Genomic DNA, 17,271 nt, shown 5'->3' with positions numbered 1-17,271 from the left:
AGGCGCGGGCAGGAAGCCCGCGCCATGCGGAAAGACGTGTACCGCGGCCGTCAGCTCGACGGCTTGCGCGTCAGGATCGCGGCGAGCTGCGCGCCGTTCGGGCTGCCGAGGCCCGTGCAGGCATCCCAGCCCTGCGCGGCCGCGTAGGTCCCGTTCGAGCCGTGCGTGATGTCGCGCAGCGCACCGGGATTCCTGTAGAGCACCGGATTGACCCAGCCGGCGGGCGCACCGCCCGCCGCACTAGCCGCCGCGTTGATCCGCGCGATCAGCGCGGCCCACAGCGGCGCGACCGCGCTCGTGCCGCCCATTACCGTAGCCGTGCCGGCGATCGACACTTCGTAGCCGGTCTGCGGCGACGCATCGCCGGCGACGTCCGGCACGCCGCGCTTCGCGAGCGGCACGCGGCTGCCGTCGGCCAGCGTCGCGGCAAGCCCCTGCTGCCACACCGGCAGGTCGAACAGCGTGCTGACGCCGCCCCCGCCCGCGCCGCCGCCGGCTGCCTCGTCGTTCCACGCGACCTCGCTGCGGATGCCCTGCCCGGGCAGCGCGTCGAGCTGCGTGCCGCCGCAGCCGAGCACATACGGGCTCGATGCGGGGAAGTCGACATGATCGGCGCCGTCCTGCAACCCGTCGCCCGAGCCGCTGTCGCCGGAGGCCGCGCACACCGTGATGCCCTGCGCGGCCGCCGCCTGCAGCACGCGGTTGAACGCCTGAGCGGACTGCGCCTGCCAGATGGCCTCCGGGCCGCCCCAGCTGATCGAGATCACCGACGGCTTGTTGGTCGTGTCGCTGACGGCCGCGTTGACGGCCTGGATGAAGCCCGCGTCGCTGTTCGCCGCGAAATAGACGGCGATCTTCGCGGCCGGCGCGATCGCGCCGGCGATCTCGATGTCGAGCGCGACTTCACCGTCCGGGCCGCTCGGATCGCCGGTCGGCGTGTTGCGGCCGGTGCCGACGTTGACGTCGACGAGCGTCGGCGGCTTCGTGATGCCGAGCCCGCGGAAATACTGCTGGATGTCCGCCGCGCGGTAGCCGCCGCCGAGCTCGATGATCGCGATGCACTGCCCGGCGCCGTCGCCGGCCGGGAAGCCGTACAGCGATGCGAGCTGGACCGGGGTGAACGTGACGCCCGCCGCGCCGCCGCGCGCGGGCGTGAACGGCGGCCTCAGCCGGAAGTGCGGCCGCGCCTGCGGACGGCTGTCGAGGCCGAGCACGGCCGTGACGGCGTCGCCGAGATCGTCGGGCAGTGCGATCGGGCCGGAGCGGCCGCGATACTGGCCGATCGACCAATGCTCGAAGCGCTCGAGCTTGACGCCGAACGCGGCTTCGAACTGCTGGATCGTGCCGGACACCACGACGACGCTTTCGACCGGATCGACGCGATCGACCGTCAGCTGGTGGCGACGCGCGAAGTCCTCGGCCTTGCGAATGTCGTCGGGATTGGCGGAAAAACGTTGCGCGAAGGTTTCGCGCGACACCGGTTTCGCTTGCGCGTCGCCGGTGGCGAGCTGGTGAAGCAGCGTATCGAGTTGCCCTTCTTCCTGCCGCCGCAACATGATCGTGACGTGGATGCGTTCTGCCGGATCGCACGGGCCGAGGCACTTGGACTCGGCGACGATTCGGGGTTCACGGTCGGCGTGAAGATGCCTTGCCATGTTCAGACCCTCCTTGGTACCGCGTTGCACGGAACAGCCAGGAAATCGGACAGGGCCGGCGGGAGACGGTTCCGTTCGGTCGTTCGGGTTCGCGACAGCGCGAAGTAACAGGGAGTTTAGATCAGTCAGACGATTTGCGCGCACGCCCTTTTGCGGCGGGGCGCATGCGCGGGCCGGCGTTGCGCGCGGCCCTCATCGGATGCGGCGACGCGCCGCGCGACCTGCGCCGGCGCAGCGCCGCAGCGGCACTCAGTCCATCGACAGGCGCAGCGCAAAGCCGATCAGCGCCGCGGAAAACGTCCAGCGCTGCACCGTCTGCGCGAGCGGATGCGCACGCATCCACGCGGCGATCCGCGACGCGCCGAACACGCACGCGAGGTCGAAGCACACGCCGGCCGCCACCAGCAGCGCGCCCAGTTCGAACATCTGCAACACGACCGGCCCGGCCTCGGGGCGCACGAACTGCGGCAGCAGCACCGAGCAGAACAACAGCGCCTTCGGGTTCAGCAGGTTGGTGAGCAGGCCCTTCACGAACGACTGCCGCAACTCGCCCGCCGTGGCCGCCGCGTCGCCGTCGCCGAGCGCGAACACGGGCGAACGGAACACCTGGATCGCGACATACGCGAGATACAGCGCGCCGCCGTAGCGGATCACTTCGTACAGCCACGGCGCGCTGCGGATCAGCGCCGCGACACCGCAGGCGGACAACGTCACGTGCGCGGTGCGCGCGAGCGACAGGCCGGCGGCGGCCGCCATCCCCGGCCGCACGCCGCGGCCGATGCTGGTCTGCAGCACGAGCGCCATGTCCGGCCCCGGCACCGCGTAGATGGCCGCCAGCGCGGCAAGATAAATCAACAGCAAATGCGTGGAAATCATGGTCTGCCCCTCTCCTCCTACGGCGATATGTTGCCGCTGGAGCGCGAGGGATTATTGGCCATCTTTGGCTCAGGATTGGCGATCCGTAGGGGAATCCGCCACAATCGCTGAATTCGCATCAGGAATCCGCCATCATGACCGAACTCGACAAGACCGACCGCGCCATCCTGGCCGCGGTGCAGCGCGACGGCCGCCTGCCGATCGCCCGCCTCGCCGACACCGTGGGCCTCTCCGAGACCCCTTGTGCGCGCCGCCTGAAGCGCCTCGAAAACGACGGTTACATCGAGCGATACCGCGCGCAGCTGTCGCGCCAGGCGCTCGGCTTCGGCGTCGTTGCGTTCGTGCTCGTGCGGTTCGCGACGCACGACCGCAAGACCGCCGACCGCTTCGAGCGGGAAGTGCTCGGCATCGAGCGGATCCTGGCGTGCCACAACGTAGCGGGCACCGCCGATTACTTGCTGCAGGTCGTGGCGCGCGATCTCGACGATTACGGCACGTTCCTGCGCGAATCGCTGCGGATGCTGCCGGGCGTGACGTCGATCGAATCGGCGCTGTCGCTGCGCGAGGTCAAGCACGACGCGGGGCTGCCGGTGCCGTGATGCCGGCACGGGCACGGTTCACGCAAGCCGGGCCCGACACCCGTTTCGTCACTTCGACGCCCATCGATGTGGGCCGCGTCGAGCCGCGCCGCCGCAACACTCGTTCACATTGTCGATGCCGGCCGCCTACGCGATGTCGGTCGGCTGGTGCGCGCGTTCCAGATCCTCGAGAAACGCTTCCACGAGCGGATTGCCGCGCCCGTTGCGGGCGACGACCATGTGGAACGTGACGTCGTAGCGCAGTTGCTCCGGATTGAGCGGCGCGAGCAGCCCCTGCGCGACGTAGGGCGCCGCGAAATGCTGCGGCAGGTAGCCGAGGTGGTGGCCGGACAGGATCAGCAGCGCGACGGCCTCCATGTTGTCGGCCGTCGCGGTCACACGGTCGGGCGTCGTCGACATCTGTGCTTCGGGCAGCGGATACGAGCGCCATGCCCATTCGAAGCCCGCGACGTCGGCCGGCGTCAGCGCCCCGGCGCCGTCGAACAGCGGATGGCCGCGCCCGCAGTACGCGACCTGGCGCTCGATGAACAGCGGCGTGTAGTGCAGCGACGGCACCCGGTGCCAGAAGTAGCCGACCGCGATCTGGATCTCGTCGCTCAGCAGCTTCTCCTCGAGATCGCCCGGCGCGCGCACGGAGATCGAGAAGCGCACGGCCTCGTCGCGCGTGCGGAACGCGGCGATCGCCTCGGCGATCCGCGCGTTCTGGCTCACCGGCGTGTGGCCGATCAGGCCGATGTGCAGCGTGCCAACCAGCTGGCGGTCCATGTGCCGCGCGGCCATCCCGAATTCGTCGAGCGCCGCGAGCAGCTTGCGGCTCATCGCGTGAAACCGCTCGCCCTTCGGCGTGAGCCGGAAACCGCTGCGGCCGCGCTCGCAGAGCCGGTAGCCGAGCCGCGTCTCCAGCGACGAAAGCTGCGCGCTGATCGTCGACTGCCCGACGTTCAGCACGGCCTGCGCGGCCGACACGCCGCCCGCGTCCGTGACCGCGAGAAACACGCGGATCAACCGCAGATCGAGGGTCGACAGATTCCCCAGCACGTTCATCCCCTTCCATACATCGATGAAAATCGATGTTTACGTCGATATCTTCGCATTCTTCTTTCCCGGCGGAGCGCGTAAAACTGTGCGCCAAGCCGCGTCGCATGATACGGCAACCCCACATCGGAAGAGACAGCCCATGAACGACCACACCCATTTCCAGCCGCTCGGCGGCAATGAAATGCCGCGCTGCGGCGGCATCGCGACGATGATGCGCCTGCCGCACGTGGCGAGCGCCGAAGGCCTCGACGCCTGCTTCGTCGGCGTGCCGTTCGACCTCGGCACCTCCAACCGCACCGGCGCACGCTTCGGCCCGCGCCAGATCCGCACCGAATCCGTGCTGCTGCGCCCGTACAACATGGCCACGCGCGCCGCGCCGTTCGATTCGCTGCAGATCGCCGACATCGGCGACGTCGCGATCAATCCGTACAACCTGCACGATTCCATCGCACGCATCGAAGCCGCGTACGACGCGATCCTCGAGCACGACTGCAAGCCGATCACGCTGGGCGGCGACCACACGATCGCGCTGCCGATCCTGCGCGCGATCCACCGCAAGCACGGCAAGGTTGCATTGATCCACGTCGATGCACACGCCGACGTGAACGACACGATGATGGGCGAAAAGATCGCGCACGGCACGCCGTTCCGCCGCGCGGTCGAGGAAGGCCTGCTGCACGGCGACAAGGTCACGCAGATCGGCCTGCGCGGCACCGGCTACGCGGCCGAGGATTTCGACTGGTGCCGCGAGCAGGGCTTCCGCGTCGTCCAGGCCGAGGAATGCTGGAACAAGTCGCTCGCGCCGCTGATGGAAGAAGTGCGCGCGCGCATCGGCGACACGCCCGTCTACATCACGTTCGACATCGACGGCATCGATCCGGCCTACGCGCCGGGCACCGGCACGCCGGAAATCGCGGGCCTCACGGTGCCGCAGGCGCTCGAGATCATCCGCGGCGCGAAGGGGCTGAACATCGTCGGTTGCGATCTCGTCGAAGTCGCGCCGCCGTACGACCCGTTCGGCACCACGGCGCTGCTCGGCGCGAACCTCGCCTACGAGCTGCTGTGCGTGCTGCCGGGCGTCAAGTACCGCGACTGATTCCCGCGCCACCCCCTATTCCAAAATCAAAGGATTCCAGAGGAGCACTTATCAAGATGGGGACTTCCGTCAAGCAACCCAAGCGTGCGGCGCTCGCGTCGTTCGTCGGCACCACGATCGAGTGGTACGACTTCTATAGCTACGCGACCGCCGCCGCCATCGTGTTCGGGCCGCTGTTCTTTCCCGGCGAAAACCGCTTCGTCAGCCTGCTCGCATCGTTCGGCTCGTTCGCGGTCGGCTTCTTCGCGCGCCCGCTCGGCGGCGTGATGTTCGGCTATCTCGGCGACCGCTTCGGCCGCAAGCGCTCGCTGCTCGCGACGTTGATGCTGATGGCCGTGTCGACGGTCGCGATCGGCTTGCTGCCGACCCATGCGCAAGCCGGTGTGATCGCACCGGTCCTGCTCGTGCTGATGCGGGTGCTGCAAGGCATCGCGGTCGGCGGCGAATGGGGCGGCGCGGTGCTGCTTGCCGGCGAACATGCGCCGGAAGGCAAACGCACGTTCTTCGCGTCGTTCGCGCAGCTCGGCAGCGCGAGCGGCCTGATCCTGTCGATGCTCGCGTTCGGCGCGATCAGCACGCTGTCGAAGGAAGACATGATGAGCTGGGGCTGGCGCGTGCCGTTCCTCGCGAGTTCCGTGTTGCTGATCGTCGGCTTCGTGATCCGCGCGAGCGTGTCCGAATCGCCCGAGTTCGAGGAAGTCAGGAAGAGCGGCAACATCGCGCAAAAACCGCTGCGTGAAGCGCTCAAGTACTGGCCGCTGCTGCTGCTCGCGATCGGTGCGAACGTGTACGGCATCGCCGGCGTGTATTTCAGCAACATCTTCATGATCAGCTACGCGACGCAGTTCCTGTCGCTCGACCGGTCGATGGTGCTGCATTGCATGACGATCGTCGCGGTGCTGCAGTTCGTCGTGCAGCTCGCGGCCGCGTTCCTCGCGCAGCGCTTCGGCACCACGCGCGTGCTGCTGATCACCGGCGCATGGGCCGCGATCGTCCCGTTCGTGATGCTGCCGCTCGTGCACATGGGCACGCCGCTGTCGATCACGGTCGGCGTCGGCCTCGCGACGCTCGCGGAATCTGGCTACTACTCGGTGGTCGCGGGCTTCGTCAGCGGCATCTTCGTCGCACGCATCCGCTACACGGCGATCTCGATCGCGTACCAGGTGTGCGGCGCGCTCGCCGGCGGCCTCACGCCGCTCGTCGCGACCATCATCGCGCAGAACACCGCGCCGCAATGGTGGCCGCTCGCGCTCCAGTACACGAGCGCCGCGCTCCTGTCGTCGCTGTGCGTGTGGCTGATCTCGCGCCGCGTCAGCATCGACGATGCCGGCGCGCCCGGCAAGACGAACGAGCCGCTGCCGCGCGGCGCACGCACGGCATAACGCAAGTGCACGCATGACGCAAAACGGCCCGCTTCCGCGGGCCGTTTTTTTTGCCGTCCGATCTTCGATCGCAACGACGGCGTGCAGCGCTCGCTGCGTTATTGCACCTGGCTGCGCAGCGTCTTCGCGGCAGCGACCATGTTCGTCAGCGCCGGAATCACTTCCGCCCACTGGCGCGTCTTCAGCCCGCAGTCCGGATTCACCCACAGACGCTCCGCCGGAATCCGTTCCGCCGCCTTCCTCATCAGGCCGACGATATGTTCCTGCGTCGGGATGTTCGGCGAGTGAATGTCGTACACGCCCGGCCCGATCTCGTTCGGATACTTGAAGTCGTCGAACGCGTCGAGCAGTTCCATGTCCGAGCGCGAGGTCTCGATCGTGATCACGTCCGCATCCATGTCGGCGATCGACGCGATGATGTCGTTGAACTCCGAATAGCACATGTGCGTATGGATCTGCGTGTCGTCCTGCACGCCGTTCGCGGTGATGCGGAACGACTCGACCGCCCACTTCAGGTACGCGCCCCATTGCGCGCGGCGCAGCGGCAGCCCTTCGCGCAGCGCGGCCTCGTCGATCTGGATCACGCGCACGCCGGCCTTCTCGAGATCGAGCACTTCCTCGCGGATCGCCAGCGCGAGCTGGTAGCACGACACCGAGCGCGGCTGGTCGTCGCGCACGAACGACCAGTTCAGGATCGTCACGGGGCCGGTCAGCATGCCCTTCATCGGCTTGTTCGTCAGCGACTGCGCATACGTGATCCATTCGACCGTCATCGCCTTCGGGCGGCTGATGTCGCCGAACAGGATCGGCGGTTTCACGCAGCGCGAACCGTACGACTGCACCCAGCCGAACTGGCTGAACGCGTAGCCGTCGAGCTGCTCGCCGAAGTACTCGACCATGTCGTTGCGCTCGGCTTCGCCATGCACCAGCACGTCGAGTTCCAGTGCTTCCTGTTCGCGCACGCTGCGTTCGATTTCAGCCTGCATCGCGGCCCGGTAGCCCGCATCGTCCAGCGCACCGGCCTTGAACTGGCTACGCGCGTGACGGATTTCGCCGGTCTGCGGGAACGAGCCGATCGTCGTCGTCGGGAACGCCGGCAGCTTCAGGCGTGCCGACTGCTTCGATGCACGCTGCGTGTAGGGGCTCACGCGGTTGCCGAGCTGCGCGTCGATGCGGGCGATCGCGGCCTTCACCGCCGGGTTGTGCACGCGCGGCGAGTGGCGGCGCGCATGGATCGCGGCAGCGTTCGCCGCCAGTGCATCGGCCACCTTGTCGCGGCCTTCGTTCAGCGCGGTCGCGAGCACCTTCAGCTCGTCGAGCTTCTGCAGCGCGAACGCGAGCCACGAGCGGATTTCCGCATCGAGCTTCTCCTCGCTCGCGAGATCGACCGGCACGTGCAGCAGCGAGCACGACGGAGCGAGCCACAGGCGATCGCCCAGTTGCTTCGCGAGCGGTTCGAGCCAGTCGAGCGTCGCGTTCAGGTCCGTCTTCCAGATGTTGCGGCCGTTGATCGCGCCAACCGACAGCACGCGCCCGGCCGGCAGTTCACGCACCAGCGCGTCGACTTCGTCGCGTGCGTTGATCGCATCGACATGCAGGCCGTCGACCGGCAGCGAACTCGCGAGCGCCAAGTTGTCCTGGAGCTGGCCGAAGTAGGTGGCGAGCAGCAGCTTGATGCGACGCGTTTCCAGCGCCGCATAGGCGGTGCGCAATGCCTGACGCCACTCGGCGTCGAGTTCGGTGACGAGAATCGGTTCGTCGATCTGCACCCATTCGACGCCCTGCGCGGTCAGCGTGTCGAGCAGCGCGCCGTACACGGGCAGCAGCTTCGGCAGCAGCGCGAGGCGGTCGGAATCGTCCTTCGCCTTGCCGAGCCACAGGTACGTGACGGGGCCGAGGATGACCGGCTTCACGGCCACGCCCTGCGCCTGCGCTTCCGCCAGTTGCTGGAGCAGGCGCGACGGGTCGAGCGAGAAGTTCGTGTCCGCGTGGAATTCCGGCACGATGTAGTGGTAGTTCGTATCGAACCACTTCGTCATTTCACCGGCGGAGACCCCGCCGCAGCACGCCGCATGCTCGTCCGCCGACTGCGCCGAACGGCCGCGCGCGACGCGGAAATAGTTGTCGAGCACATCGCCGTGGAAACCCTGCACGCGCTTCGGCAGGTTGCCGAGCGTGAAGCTCATGTCGAGCACCTGATCGTAGAACGCGAAGTCGCCGATCGGAGCCAGGTCCAGATCGCGCTGGTCGTTCCAGTGACGCTTGCGCAGCTCGGCGCCGAGCGCCTTCAGCTCGTCGCGCGACGATTCGCCCTTCCAGTAGCGTTCGAGACCGAACTTGAGTTCGCGCTTCGCACCGATGCGCGGGAAACCGAGGTTGTGTGTCGTGACCATGAGCTGCCGTCCAGAAGAAGTGAAGATCCGGCAGCCATCATAGGGATTTCATCCCATGAAATAAAATGGCATTATTTCATTCATCCATTAAATCTGTTCACGTATCCGTTGCGCGAGCGATATCCATGCTGGAACGATTCCATCTCGTCGTGATCCGTGAAGTCGAGCGCCAGGGCTCACTGACCGCGGCCGCCCACGCACTGCACCTCACGCAATCGGCACTCAGCCATACCGTCCGGAAAATCGAGCAGCAGCTCGGCACGCCGATCTGGGATCGGGAGGGCCGCGGCCTGCGGCTCACCCAGGGCGGGCAGTATCTGCTGAAGCTGGCGAACCGGCTGTTGCCGCAGTTCGAGCTCGCCGAGGAGCGAATGAAGCAGTACGCGAAGGGCGAGCGCGGCACGCTGCGCATCGGGATGGAGTGCCATCCGTGCTACCAGTGGCTGCTGAAGGTCGTGTCGCCGTACCTGTCGCGCTGGCCCGACGTCGACGTGGACGTGAAGCAGCGCTTCCAGTTCGGCGGCATCGGCGCCCTGTTCGGCTATGACATCGACGTGCTCGTGACGCCCGATCCGCTGAACAAGCCGGGCCTGCGCTTCGACCCCGTGTTCGACTACGAGCAGGTGCTGGTGGTCGCCGATTCGCACCGGTTCGCGAACGCCGATTACGTGACGCCCGAACAGCTGACCGACGAGATCCTGATCACCTATCCGGTCGAAACCGACCGGCTCGACATCTACAACCAGTTCCTGACGCCGGCCGGCATCGTGCCGAGGCGGCACAAGTCGATCGAAACGACCGACATCATGCTGCAGATGGTGGCGAGCGGGCGCGGCGTGGCCGCGCTGCCGAGATGGCTTGCCGACGAATACGCCGACCGGATGCCGGTCGTGCCGGTCAAGCTCGGCAAGAAGGGAATCGCGAAGCAGATCTTCCTCGGCATCCGCGAAGCGGACGCATCGATCGACTATCTGGCCGCGTTCGTCGCGCTGGCGCGCGAATCGACGGGGAGCGCGCCACGCATGCTGCGCTAGGCGTGCCCCGTTGCCGTGCGCGTCAGGCGGCGCGCATGCCGATGCGTTCGCCGCGCTCGACCCATGCGCCGAACAGCAGGCCGATCGTCGTCCACATGATCACCTGCATGCCGATCGCCGCCACGCGGAACTTCCACAGCAAGGCCGCCGGGAAATCGGCCGGCAACTCGCTGACGGACGGCAACCCGATCTGCACGGCCGCGATGATCGCGACGAACACGAGCCCGGCGACGATCGACGCGTTCCACTGGCCGAGCTTCGCCAGCAGATGGCGGCGCACGCTGACCGAGAACACCATCGTCGCGACCGAGATCGCGATCATCAGGAAGAACAGGCCCGTGCGATAGCCGATCGTGTCGGGGTCGCCGACCGACGGCGGATTGGCCGGGTACTTGAGGTTCGGCACGATCACGAGCGCGATGAACGCCGCCAGCGCGAGCCACGCGGCCAGCGGACGGGCCGGGAGGCGGCTGCCTCGCCCGTAGGCATACGCGAAGACCAGCGAGAACAGCCCGCCGAATGCCGCGCCATAGGTCACGACGCCCGTCAGCAAGCCGAGGCCGGCCTGCGTGTGGCGGCTGACCAGCTCCGGCTCCGGTGCGTCGCCCTTGGCGGCGTCGGCTTTTTCTTCAAAGGAGATTGCCTGATCGACTTGCGGTTCGCCGACGACCTTTGCGAAACCGAACGTGAGGAGGCCTGCGGCGATGCCTGCGAGCATCCCGCGCATGAGCAGCTTTCCGACCATCGTGAACTCCGCGTCAGTGGCAGGGGAAGCCGAGCAGGTGGCGGCCGTCGTGGACGAATTCGTGAACGTACATGCCCGGCATGAGCGACGTCGCACCTTGTTCCGCGCCGACGAAATAAAGCGCGAGCAACAGGATCAGGCCGACGAACACGGCCCACGGCAACAGTTCACGGACGGGGATGGGCGCCGGCACGACCGCCGGCTTCAGCACTGCTTCGCTCATGGATGCACCTCAGGGGAATCGCGCCCCGATAAATGTTGGATGGGTACGAAGGCAGGTCTGGCTTCCGGGATCAACGATCACCGGTTACAGTGGCGCGACCGCGCCGGGCTTGCACCGGCTTCCGCGCTTCGTATCGGGCGAATTGTACGCGCGAACGTTCGCGCATTGAAGCGGCGCCAGGCGGGCACGTGCGCCCGTCCCGGATCATCCGACAACCGACATGAACATGCCTACCTCGCTGCGCCTGATCGCACACGCATCGACCCGGGCGATGCGCACCGGCACGTTTCCCGACGACGATCCGCTCGATACGCGCGGGCTCGCCGAAGCCGCTGCGCTACGCGGCCGGTGGGCAGGTACCGCCGGCGCGCCCGTGCTGTGCAGCCCCGCATGCTGCGCGCGGCAGACCGCCGACGCGCTCGGACTTCATGCCGACATCGACGACGCACTGCGCGACATCGATTACGGCAACTGGCGAGGCCAGCGCCTGCACGACCTCGCACGCGACTTGCCGGACGAACTGGATGCGTGGATCGCAGATCCGTCGGCGCCGCCGCACGGCGGTGAATCGTTCGAAGCAGCCATGCACCGCGTCGGCACCTGGTTGAACGCGCTGCGGCAAGATCGCGACATCGTCGCAGTCACGCATGCGCCAATCGTCCGCGCGGCCATCGCCCATGTGCTGCGGATGGATTCGAAGGCAGCGGCCCGCATCGACGTCGCGCCGCTGTCCTGCACGACGCTTGTTGCGTCGCCGAACGGATGGATGTTGAGCGCGGACGGCAACGCGTAGAACGCTATCGCGCTCACTATGTGGACGACGATGCGGGCTGGCGCGTCGCGTTGCGCATACACGCCTTCAATCGCCTTACGCATCGGCAAGGCACACCGTTCGTGGTCCCGACTGTCATCAAACTGACTGCTGGCCGCAGATAGGATCGGACGCGGTTCCCTCACGAGATGCCGTCATGAATCAACCTGCTTCGTCCGCACCGAACAACCCGGCCTCCGTCGAACGCACCAGACAGGTCGGCTACGCCGTCTTCCTGCTGGTGCTGGCGCTCGGCGCGCTCTATATCGCCACGCACCTGATCGACGATCTGTCGCCGGTCCGCGAAGGGAAGCTGTTCCCGTACCTGCTGCTCGGCGCCGCGCTGCTGATCGCGCTCGGCTTCGAATTCGTCAACGGCTTCCACGACACCGCGAACGCGGTCGCCACCGTGATCTATACGCACTCGCTGACGCCGAACGTCGCGGTGATCTGGTCCGGCATGTGGAACTTCCTCGGCGTGATGGTCTCGAGCGGTGCCGTTGCGTTCGGCATCCTGCAGTTGCTGCCGGTCGAGCTGATCCTGCAGGTCGGCAGCGGCGCGGGCTTCGCGATGGTGTTCGCGCTGCTGATCGCCGCGATCGTGTGGAACCTCGCGACCTGGTATTTCGGGTTGCCATCGTCGAGTTCGCATACGCTGATCGGTTCGATCATCGGCGTCGGGCTGATGAACCAGCTGATGCACGGGCCGTCCGGCACGAGCGGCGTCGACTGGGGCCAGGCGCTCGGTGTCGGCAAGTCGCTGCTGTTCTCGCCGATCGTCGGCTTTCTGTGCGCGGCGCTGCTGCTGCTCGTGCTGAAGACGCTCGTGCGGGTGCCGGAGTTGTACAAGGAGCCGCCGAAAGACCAGCCGCCGCCGTTCTGGATTCGCTGCCTGCTGATCCTGACTTGCACGGGCGTGTCGTTTGCGCACGGTTCGAACGACGGGCAGAAAGGGATGGGGCTCATCATGCTGATCCTGATCGGCACGGTGCCCACCGCCTATGCGCTGAACAAGGCCGTCACGCCGGCCGAGACGCAGACCTTCGTGGCGGTAGCGAACCAGGCGGCCGCGACATTCGGGAAGTACACGAACGGCGTCGCGCCGTCCGCGAACCCGCGCGCCGACGTCGAGCGCTACGTGCAGCATCGCGAACTGACGCCCGCGGTGCTGCCGGCCGTCCAGCAGCTGTCGACGTCGCTCGCGACCGCGGTCGGCGCGTCGGGCTCGATGGCAGCCGTGCCGCAGCGCGACGTCGACAACGTGCGCAACACGATGTATCTGGTATCCGAAGCAATCCGCCTGATCGAGAAGTCGGGTCAGCCCGCGTTCGCGGCCGATGACAAGCTGGCGATCGACAACTATCACAAGCAACTCGACCACGCGACCAAATTCATTCCGACGTGGGTAAAGGTTGCCGTCGCGATCGCGCTGGGCCTCGGCACGATGGTGGGCTGGAAGCGGATCGTCGTGACCGTCGGCGAGAAAATCGGCAAGCAGCATCTGACGTACGGACAAGGCGCATCGGCCGAACTCGTCGCGATGCTGACGATCGGCGCCGCCGACGTGTACGGATTGCCCGTGTCGACGACACACGTGCTGTCGTCGGGTGTCGCGGGCACGATGGCGGCGAACGGCTCCGGGCTGCAGTGGAGCACGGTGCGCAGCCTCGTGCTCGCGTGGGTGCTGACGCTGCCGGCGTCGATCGTGCTTGCCGGCGGGCTCTACTGGTTGTTCCGGTCGATGGCTTGATTCACGTTGCGACGGGTGGCCGGTGAGCCGGCCGCCTGTCGTGGAAGATTCGCCGCTCGCTTCTCTGCTTCTACGCTTCTCTGCTTCTCTGCTTCTCTGCTTCTCTGCTTCTCTGCTTCTCTGCTTCTACGCCTTTCCGCCTTTCCGCCTCTCCGCGCTGATACGTCGCCGCCTTCGATGTGTCCGTGCGCGCCCCGAGCCTTTCCCTCTTGCTTCCGAATTGAAGCGCAAGATCTGGAGCGCGTCTGCACACGAACGTCGCTAGACTGGGTTCATCGACTTTCTTCGTGGCTCCAACCGTGCACGAAATGCTTCCCGGCATTCCGCACGACTCGCGCCACATCGCTGACGAACCAAGGGACGCCCGTGAACATCGCCGATCTGCAGCCTGCCGTCGAATCGCCGGACATCGCACAACGCGTCGACGCCATCGACTGGCCGACTGTCGGCGCCGAACTCGATCGCTATGGGTGCGCGCGTGTGCCGGGCCTGATTTCGACGAACGAATGCGATGCGCTCGCGTCGCTCTATCCGCGGGATGCGCTTTATCGTTCACGCGTCGTGATGGCGCGGCACGGATTCGGCCGCGGCGAATACAAGTATTTCGCGTACCCGCTGCCCGCAGTCATTGCCGAGCTTCGCGCGACGATCTACCCGCATCTCGCACCCATCGCGAATCGCTGGAACCAGGCACTCGGAGTCGACGTCCGCTATCCGAACGACCACACGACATTCCTCGATCGCTGCCGGGCGGCGGGGCAGACGCGACCGACGCCGCTGATCCTGCAATACGGTCCCGACGACTACAACTGTCTCCATCAGGATCTTTATGGCGAGCACGTGTTTCCGCTGCAGGTCGCGATCCTGCTGTCGGCGCCGGGCCGCGATTTCACGGGCGGGGAATTCGTGTTGACGGAACAGCGGCCACGCATGCAATCACGGGCGGAAGTGGTGCCGCTGATGCAAGGCGACGCGGTGATCTTCGCCGTGCATGGCAGACCCGTGCAGGGGACGCGCGGCGTCTATCGCGTCAACCTGCGCCACGGCGTGAGCCGGATTCGCAGTGGCCACCGTCACACAGTCGGCATCATCTTTCATGACGCGCAGTGACGGCAGCGAGGACGAGCGTGGTGCCGTCCCGACGTTCGTCACGCGGATGATTTCCGGTTCGCGCGGGGAGCACCGCGCTACGCTATTGCCCCCACGCCCGCAGCAGTGACAAATGGCCGACTGCGCTGACCACCAGGCCATCGCAAACACAACGAATCGACGTTTCGGGTGAGCGACAAAAAAGAGTCGCGCTCACCTGTCGCGGTGCAAATTGGATGCGCCGTTCGACCTACCCTCGCGCCGCACTCGCCCGCAACCGATCGCCTGCATCCGAGGCCAGTCGCGCATAACCCGGCAACGTCAGCAGCGCGAGCACGCCGGCTGCGACGAATGCCCAACGGAAATCGTCGAGCACGTAATGCATGCCAACCGCATCTCCGCGCACCAACGCCGCGAGCCGCAGCGACAATGCACCGAACGCGATCCCCATTCCGATCGTCATCTGCTGTGCGGCACTCCACAGCGTGCTGGCTGCACTCGTCTGATGAGCCGGGATATCCGCATAGGCGAGTGTCGCGAGCGTCGTGAACTGCATCGACCGCGTGAGTCCGTAGACGAATACGACGAGCAGCGTGATCGCCAGCGGCGTCGACGCGGTCAGCCAGCCGCACGCAATCGTGAAGATGCCGACAATTGTCACGTCGACGAGTGCAACGCGCCGGAAACCATATCGGTCGAGAATCCACGACGTTCCCGCCTTCATCCCCAGATTGCCGAGCGCACTCGCGAGCAGCAACAGGCCGGACTGGAACGGCGACAACCCGAAGCCGATCTGGAACAACAGCGGTAGCAGGTACGGCACGGCGTTGATCGCCATCCGAGTGACCGAGCCGGAGATCACCGTCACCGAGAAGGTCGGCACCTTCAGCGTGGTGAAGTCGAGCAGCGGATGCGCGCAGCGTCGCGCATGCCACCACGCGGCCGCGCCGAACAGCACGCTCGCCCCCACCAGGACGCCCGCGCGCGTGAAGTCGACATCCTGCTGGCCGGCCACTTCGGTACCGATCAACAGACAGGTCAATGCACCACCGGCCAGCACGAATCCAGCCCAGTCGAGCGGCCGTTGCTCGTCGGCCCGCGTGTTCCGGACGATCAGCCAGGTACAGACGAGCGCGGCGATACCGAACGGGACGTTCAACAGGAAGATCCAGCGCCATGACGCATAGGTCGTGATGAAGCCGCCGATCGGCGGCCCGACGACAGGCGCGACGATGCCCGGCCACGTGATCGTCGCGATCGCTCGCATCAGCTTCGCCTTCTCGGTGCTGCGCACGACGATCATCCGTCCGACCGGCACCATCATTGCCCCGCCGACGCCCTGCAGCAGCCGTGCAGCCGTGAACGTCACGACACCTTCGGACAGCCCGCACAGCACCGACGCACCGGTAAAGACGACAATCGCGCTCGCGAATACCGTACGCGAGCCATAGCGGTCCGCGATCCAGCCGCTGATCGGGATGAACACCGCCAGCGCGAGCATATAGGCCGTCATCCCGAGGCTCAGCGCGTTCGGACCGACACCGAACGAGCGCGCCATTTGCGGCAGCGCGGTCGCGATCACGGTCGTGTCGAGGTACTCCATGAAGAACGTTGCGGCGACGAGATACGGCAAGAAGTCGGTCGTCCGACTACCTTGGGCAGGGCTGTCAGTCATGAACTGTGCGAGGGACGGAATACGGAGGACACCGACCGCCAGCGGACGCCTGAAAGCACCGGGAATCGGGACGAATGGCGATATTACCCCGAAGGGCCTGCTCCCCGCTCTGCCGCGCATGCCGTGCGAACGGACTTTATGCGCATAGATTTTTATGACGATTTCGTGGTGCGTTCGCAGAAGGGTGCACACCGATCAGGTCGACAGGGTTCGTCGAAAGACCAGCGAATGAAGTAGGGAATTTTCGCCAGAAGGCGGCATTTATCGACCATCTTCGACGAACGTCGCGCATCGTCGATCATCAAAACATCGCCCCTGGATGTATCGACATCGACCGGATGCTGACTGAAGGTGGATCGGCATGGTACGTAGAGAACGTACCGAGGATATCAAAGATGCTTGGCGGCGGATTGCTCGGGGATGGCAGATACCTGATCTGCGATCGCCGGCCGTCTCGGCTCTGGTCGCAATAATGCTTGGCCAGCGCCGTACATTTCCATCGCTCCAATGCAAAAACCCCCGCCTTTCGGGCGGGGGTTCTTGGCTTAGGGAGCCTGACGATTACCTACTTTCACACGGGAATCCGCACTATCATCGGCGTAGAGTCGTTTCACGGTCCTGTTCGGGATGGGAAGGGGTGGGACCGACTCGCTATGGTCATCAGGCAAAGAGGGTTGTTGCGCTGGCTTCGCAGCACAACCAATCTTGGAAGAAGCAGTAATTTTGAGTTGTGTGTATCACACACGAGAATCCAACTTGTCGCTCTGGATCGCGGCCAGTGCTTTCACACGGCGCCGATCTACAAGGCAGACTTGTTATAGGATCAAGCCTTACGGGCAATTAGTATCAGTTAGCTGAACGCATTACTGCGCTTACACACCTGACCTATCAACGTCCTGGTCTCG

General features: G+C 66.0%; 14 protein-coding genes, 2 rRNA genes and 1 riboswitch. Of the genes, 7 read left to right on the top strand and 9 right to left on the bottom strand.

Annotated features, from left to right (window positions below):
• Positions 1-50: 50 nt before the first annotated feature.
• Together DPV79_RS38495 and DPV79_RS38490 are read right to left on the bottom strand one after the other, a co-directional pair.
• Positions 51-1,655 carry a S53 family peptidase gene (locus tag DPV79_RS38495; RefSeq protein WP_113047859.1) on the bottom strand — a complete coding sequence of 535 codons (1,605 nt, stop codon included), beginning with the start codon at positions 1,653-1,655 and terminating at the stop codon, positions 51-53.
• A gap of 249 nt (positions 1,656-1,904) precedes the next feature.
• Positions 1,905-2,531: a LysE family translocator gene (locus DPV79_RS38490; RefSeq protein ID WP_027790530.1), complete on the bottom strand. Its 627-nt coding sequence runs from the start codon at positions 2,529-2,531 to the stop codon at positions 1,905-1,907.
• A gap of 134 nt (positions 2,532-2,665) precedes the next feature.
• On the opposite strand from DPV79_RS38490, the gene DPV79_RS38485 reads away from it, so the two are divergent.
• On the top strand, positions 2,666-3,130 hold the full coding sequence (locus DPV79_RS38485) for an Lrp/AsnC family transcriptional regulator (protein WP_011353982.1): 465 nt from the start codon (positions 2,666-2,668) through the stop codon (positions 3,128-3,130).
• Positions 3,131-3,256: 126 nt separating this feature from the next.
• Here the strand turns inward: DPV79_RS38485 and DPV79_RS38480 are convergent, their stop codons facing one another.
• Entirely contained in the window at positions 3,257-4,168 is a 912-nt protein-coding gene (locus DPV79_RS38480; RefSeq protein WP_027790528.1) for a LysR family transcriptional regulator, read from the bottom strand.
• Between the two features lie 139 nt (positions 4,169-4,307).
• Between DPV79_RS38480 and speB the strand changes: the two genes are divergently transcribed.
• Together speB and DPV79_RS38470 are read left to right on the top strand one after the other, a co-directional pair.
• Positions 4,308-5,264, top strand: a complete 957-nt coding sequence (gene speB, locus DPV79_RS38475) for an agmatinase (RefSeq protein WP_059709136.1) — start codon at positions 4,308-4,310, stop codon at positions 5,262-5,264.
• A gap of 56 nt (positions 5,265-5,320) precedes the next feature.
• A complete protein-coding gene (locus tag DPV79_RS38470) occupies positions 5,321-6,646 on the top strand; it encodes an MFS transporter (RefSeq protein ID WP_059648919.1) in 1,326 nt (441 codons plus the stop codon).
• Between the two features lie 98 nt (positions 6,647-6,744).
• Here the strand turns inward: DPV79_RS38470 and metE are convergent, their stop codons facing one another.
• Positions 6,745-9,039, bottom strand: coding sequence for a 5-methyltetrahydropteroyltriglutamate--homocysteine S-methyltransferase (gene metE / locus DPV79_RS38465; protein WP_113047858.1), 2,295 nt, complete (start codon positions 9,037-9,039; stop codon positions 6,745-6,747).
• 125 nt (positions 9,040-9,164) lie between these two features.
• On the opposite strand from metE, the gene DPV79_RS38460 reads away from it, so the two are divergent.
• Positions 9,165-10,073 (top strand): LysR family transcriptional regulator, encoded by a 909-nt coding sequence (locus tag DPV79_RS38460; protein WP_048023349.1) that lies wholly within the window; start codon positions 9,165-9,167, stop codon positions 10,071-10,073.
• Between the two features lie 22 nt (positions 10,074-10,095).
• On the opposite strand, the gene DPV79_RS38455 is transcribed toward DPV79_RS38460, so the two are convergent.
• Both DPV79_RS38455 and DPV79_RS38450 read right to left on the bottom strand, forming a co-directional pair.
• The gene (locus DPV79_RS38455; RefSeq protein WP_027790524.1) at positions 10,096-10,818 is read right to left on the bottom strand and encodes a CbtA family protein; all 723 of its coding nucleotides are present in this window, start codon (positions 10,816-10,818) and stop codon (positions 10,096-10,098) included.
• Between the two features lie 13 nt (positions 10,819-10,831).
• Positions 10,832-11,041, bottom strand: coding sequence for a CbtB domain-containing protein (locus tag DPV79_RS38450; RefSeq protein WP_113047857.1), 210 nt, complete (start codon positions 11,039-11,041; stop codon positions 10,832-10,834).
• Between the two features lie 33 nt (positions 11,042-11,074).
• Positions 11,075-11,216, bottom strand: a riboswitch (cobalamin riboswitch).
• Between the two features lie 45 nt (positions 11,217-11,261).
• Here DPV79_RS38450 and DPV79_RS38445 point away from each other — a divergent pair.
• The 3 genes from DPV79_RS38445 (at position 11,262) to DPV79_RS38435 (ending at position 14,712) form a co-directional block, all read left to right on the top strand.
• A complete protein-coding gene (locus DPV79_RS38445) occupies positions 11,262-11,834 on the top strand; it encodes a histidine phosphatase family protein (RefSeq protein ID WP_113047856.1) in 573 nt (190 codons plus the stop codon).
• 175 nt (positions 11,835-12,009) lie between these two features.
• On the top strand, positions 12,010-13,602 hold the full coding sequence (locus DPV79_RS38440) for an inorganic phosphate transporter (protein WP_060277946.1): 1,593 nt from the start codon (positions 12,010-12,012) through the stop codon (positions 13,600-13,602).
• A 366-nt stretch (positions 13,603-13,968) separates the two neighbouring features.
• Entirely contained in the window at positions 13,969-14,712 is a 744-nt protein-coding gene (locus DPV79_RS38435; RefSeq protein ID WP_113047855.1) for a 2OG-Fe(II) oxygenase, read from the top strand.
• A 229-nt stretch (positions 14,713-14,941) separates the two neighbouring features.
• Here DPV79_RS38435 and DPV79_RS38430 read toward each other — a convergent pair whose 3' ends face one another.
• From DPV79_RS38430 to DPV79_RS38420, 3 genes are all read right to left on the bottom strand, one after another.
• A complete protein-coding gene (locus tag DPV79_RS38430; RefSeq protein WP_113047854.1) occupies positions 14,942-16,366 on the bottom strand; it encodes an MFS transporter in 1,425 nt (474 codons plus the stop codon).
• 552 nt (positions 16,367-16,918) lie between these two features.
• Positions 16,919-17,031: ribosomal RNA gene (gene rrf, locus DPV79_RS38425) — 5S ribosomal RNA — on the bottom strand.
• Positions 17,032-17,185: 154 nt separating this feature from the next.
• Positions 17,186-17,271: ribosomal RNA gene (locus DPV79_RS38420) — 23S ribosomal RNA — on the bottom strand; the annotation flags it as partial.

The sequence above is a fragment of the Burkholderia reimsis genome (genome assembly GCF_003294055.1).
GTDB classification, from domain to species: domain Bacteria; phylum Pseudomonadota; class Gammaproteobacteria; order Burkholderiales; family Burkholderiaceae; genus Burkholderia; species Burkholderia cepacia.
Note: the sequence above shows the minus strand (reverse complement) of the source record. Positions and strands in the feature narration are given on the sequence as shown.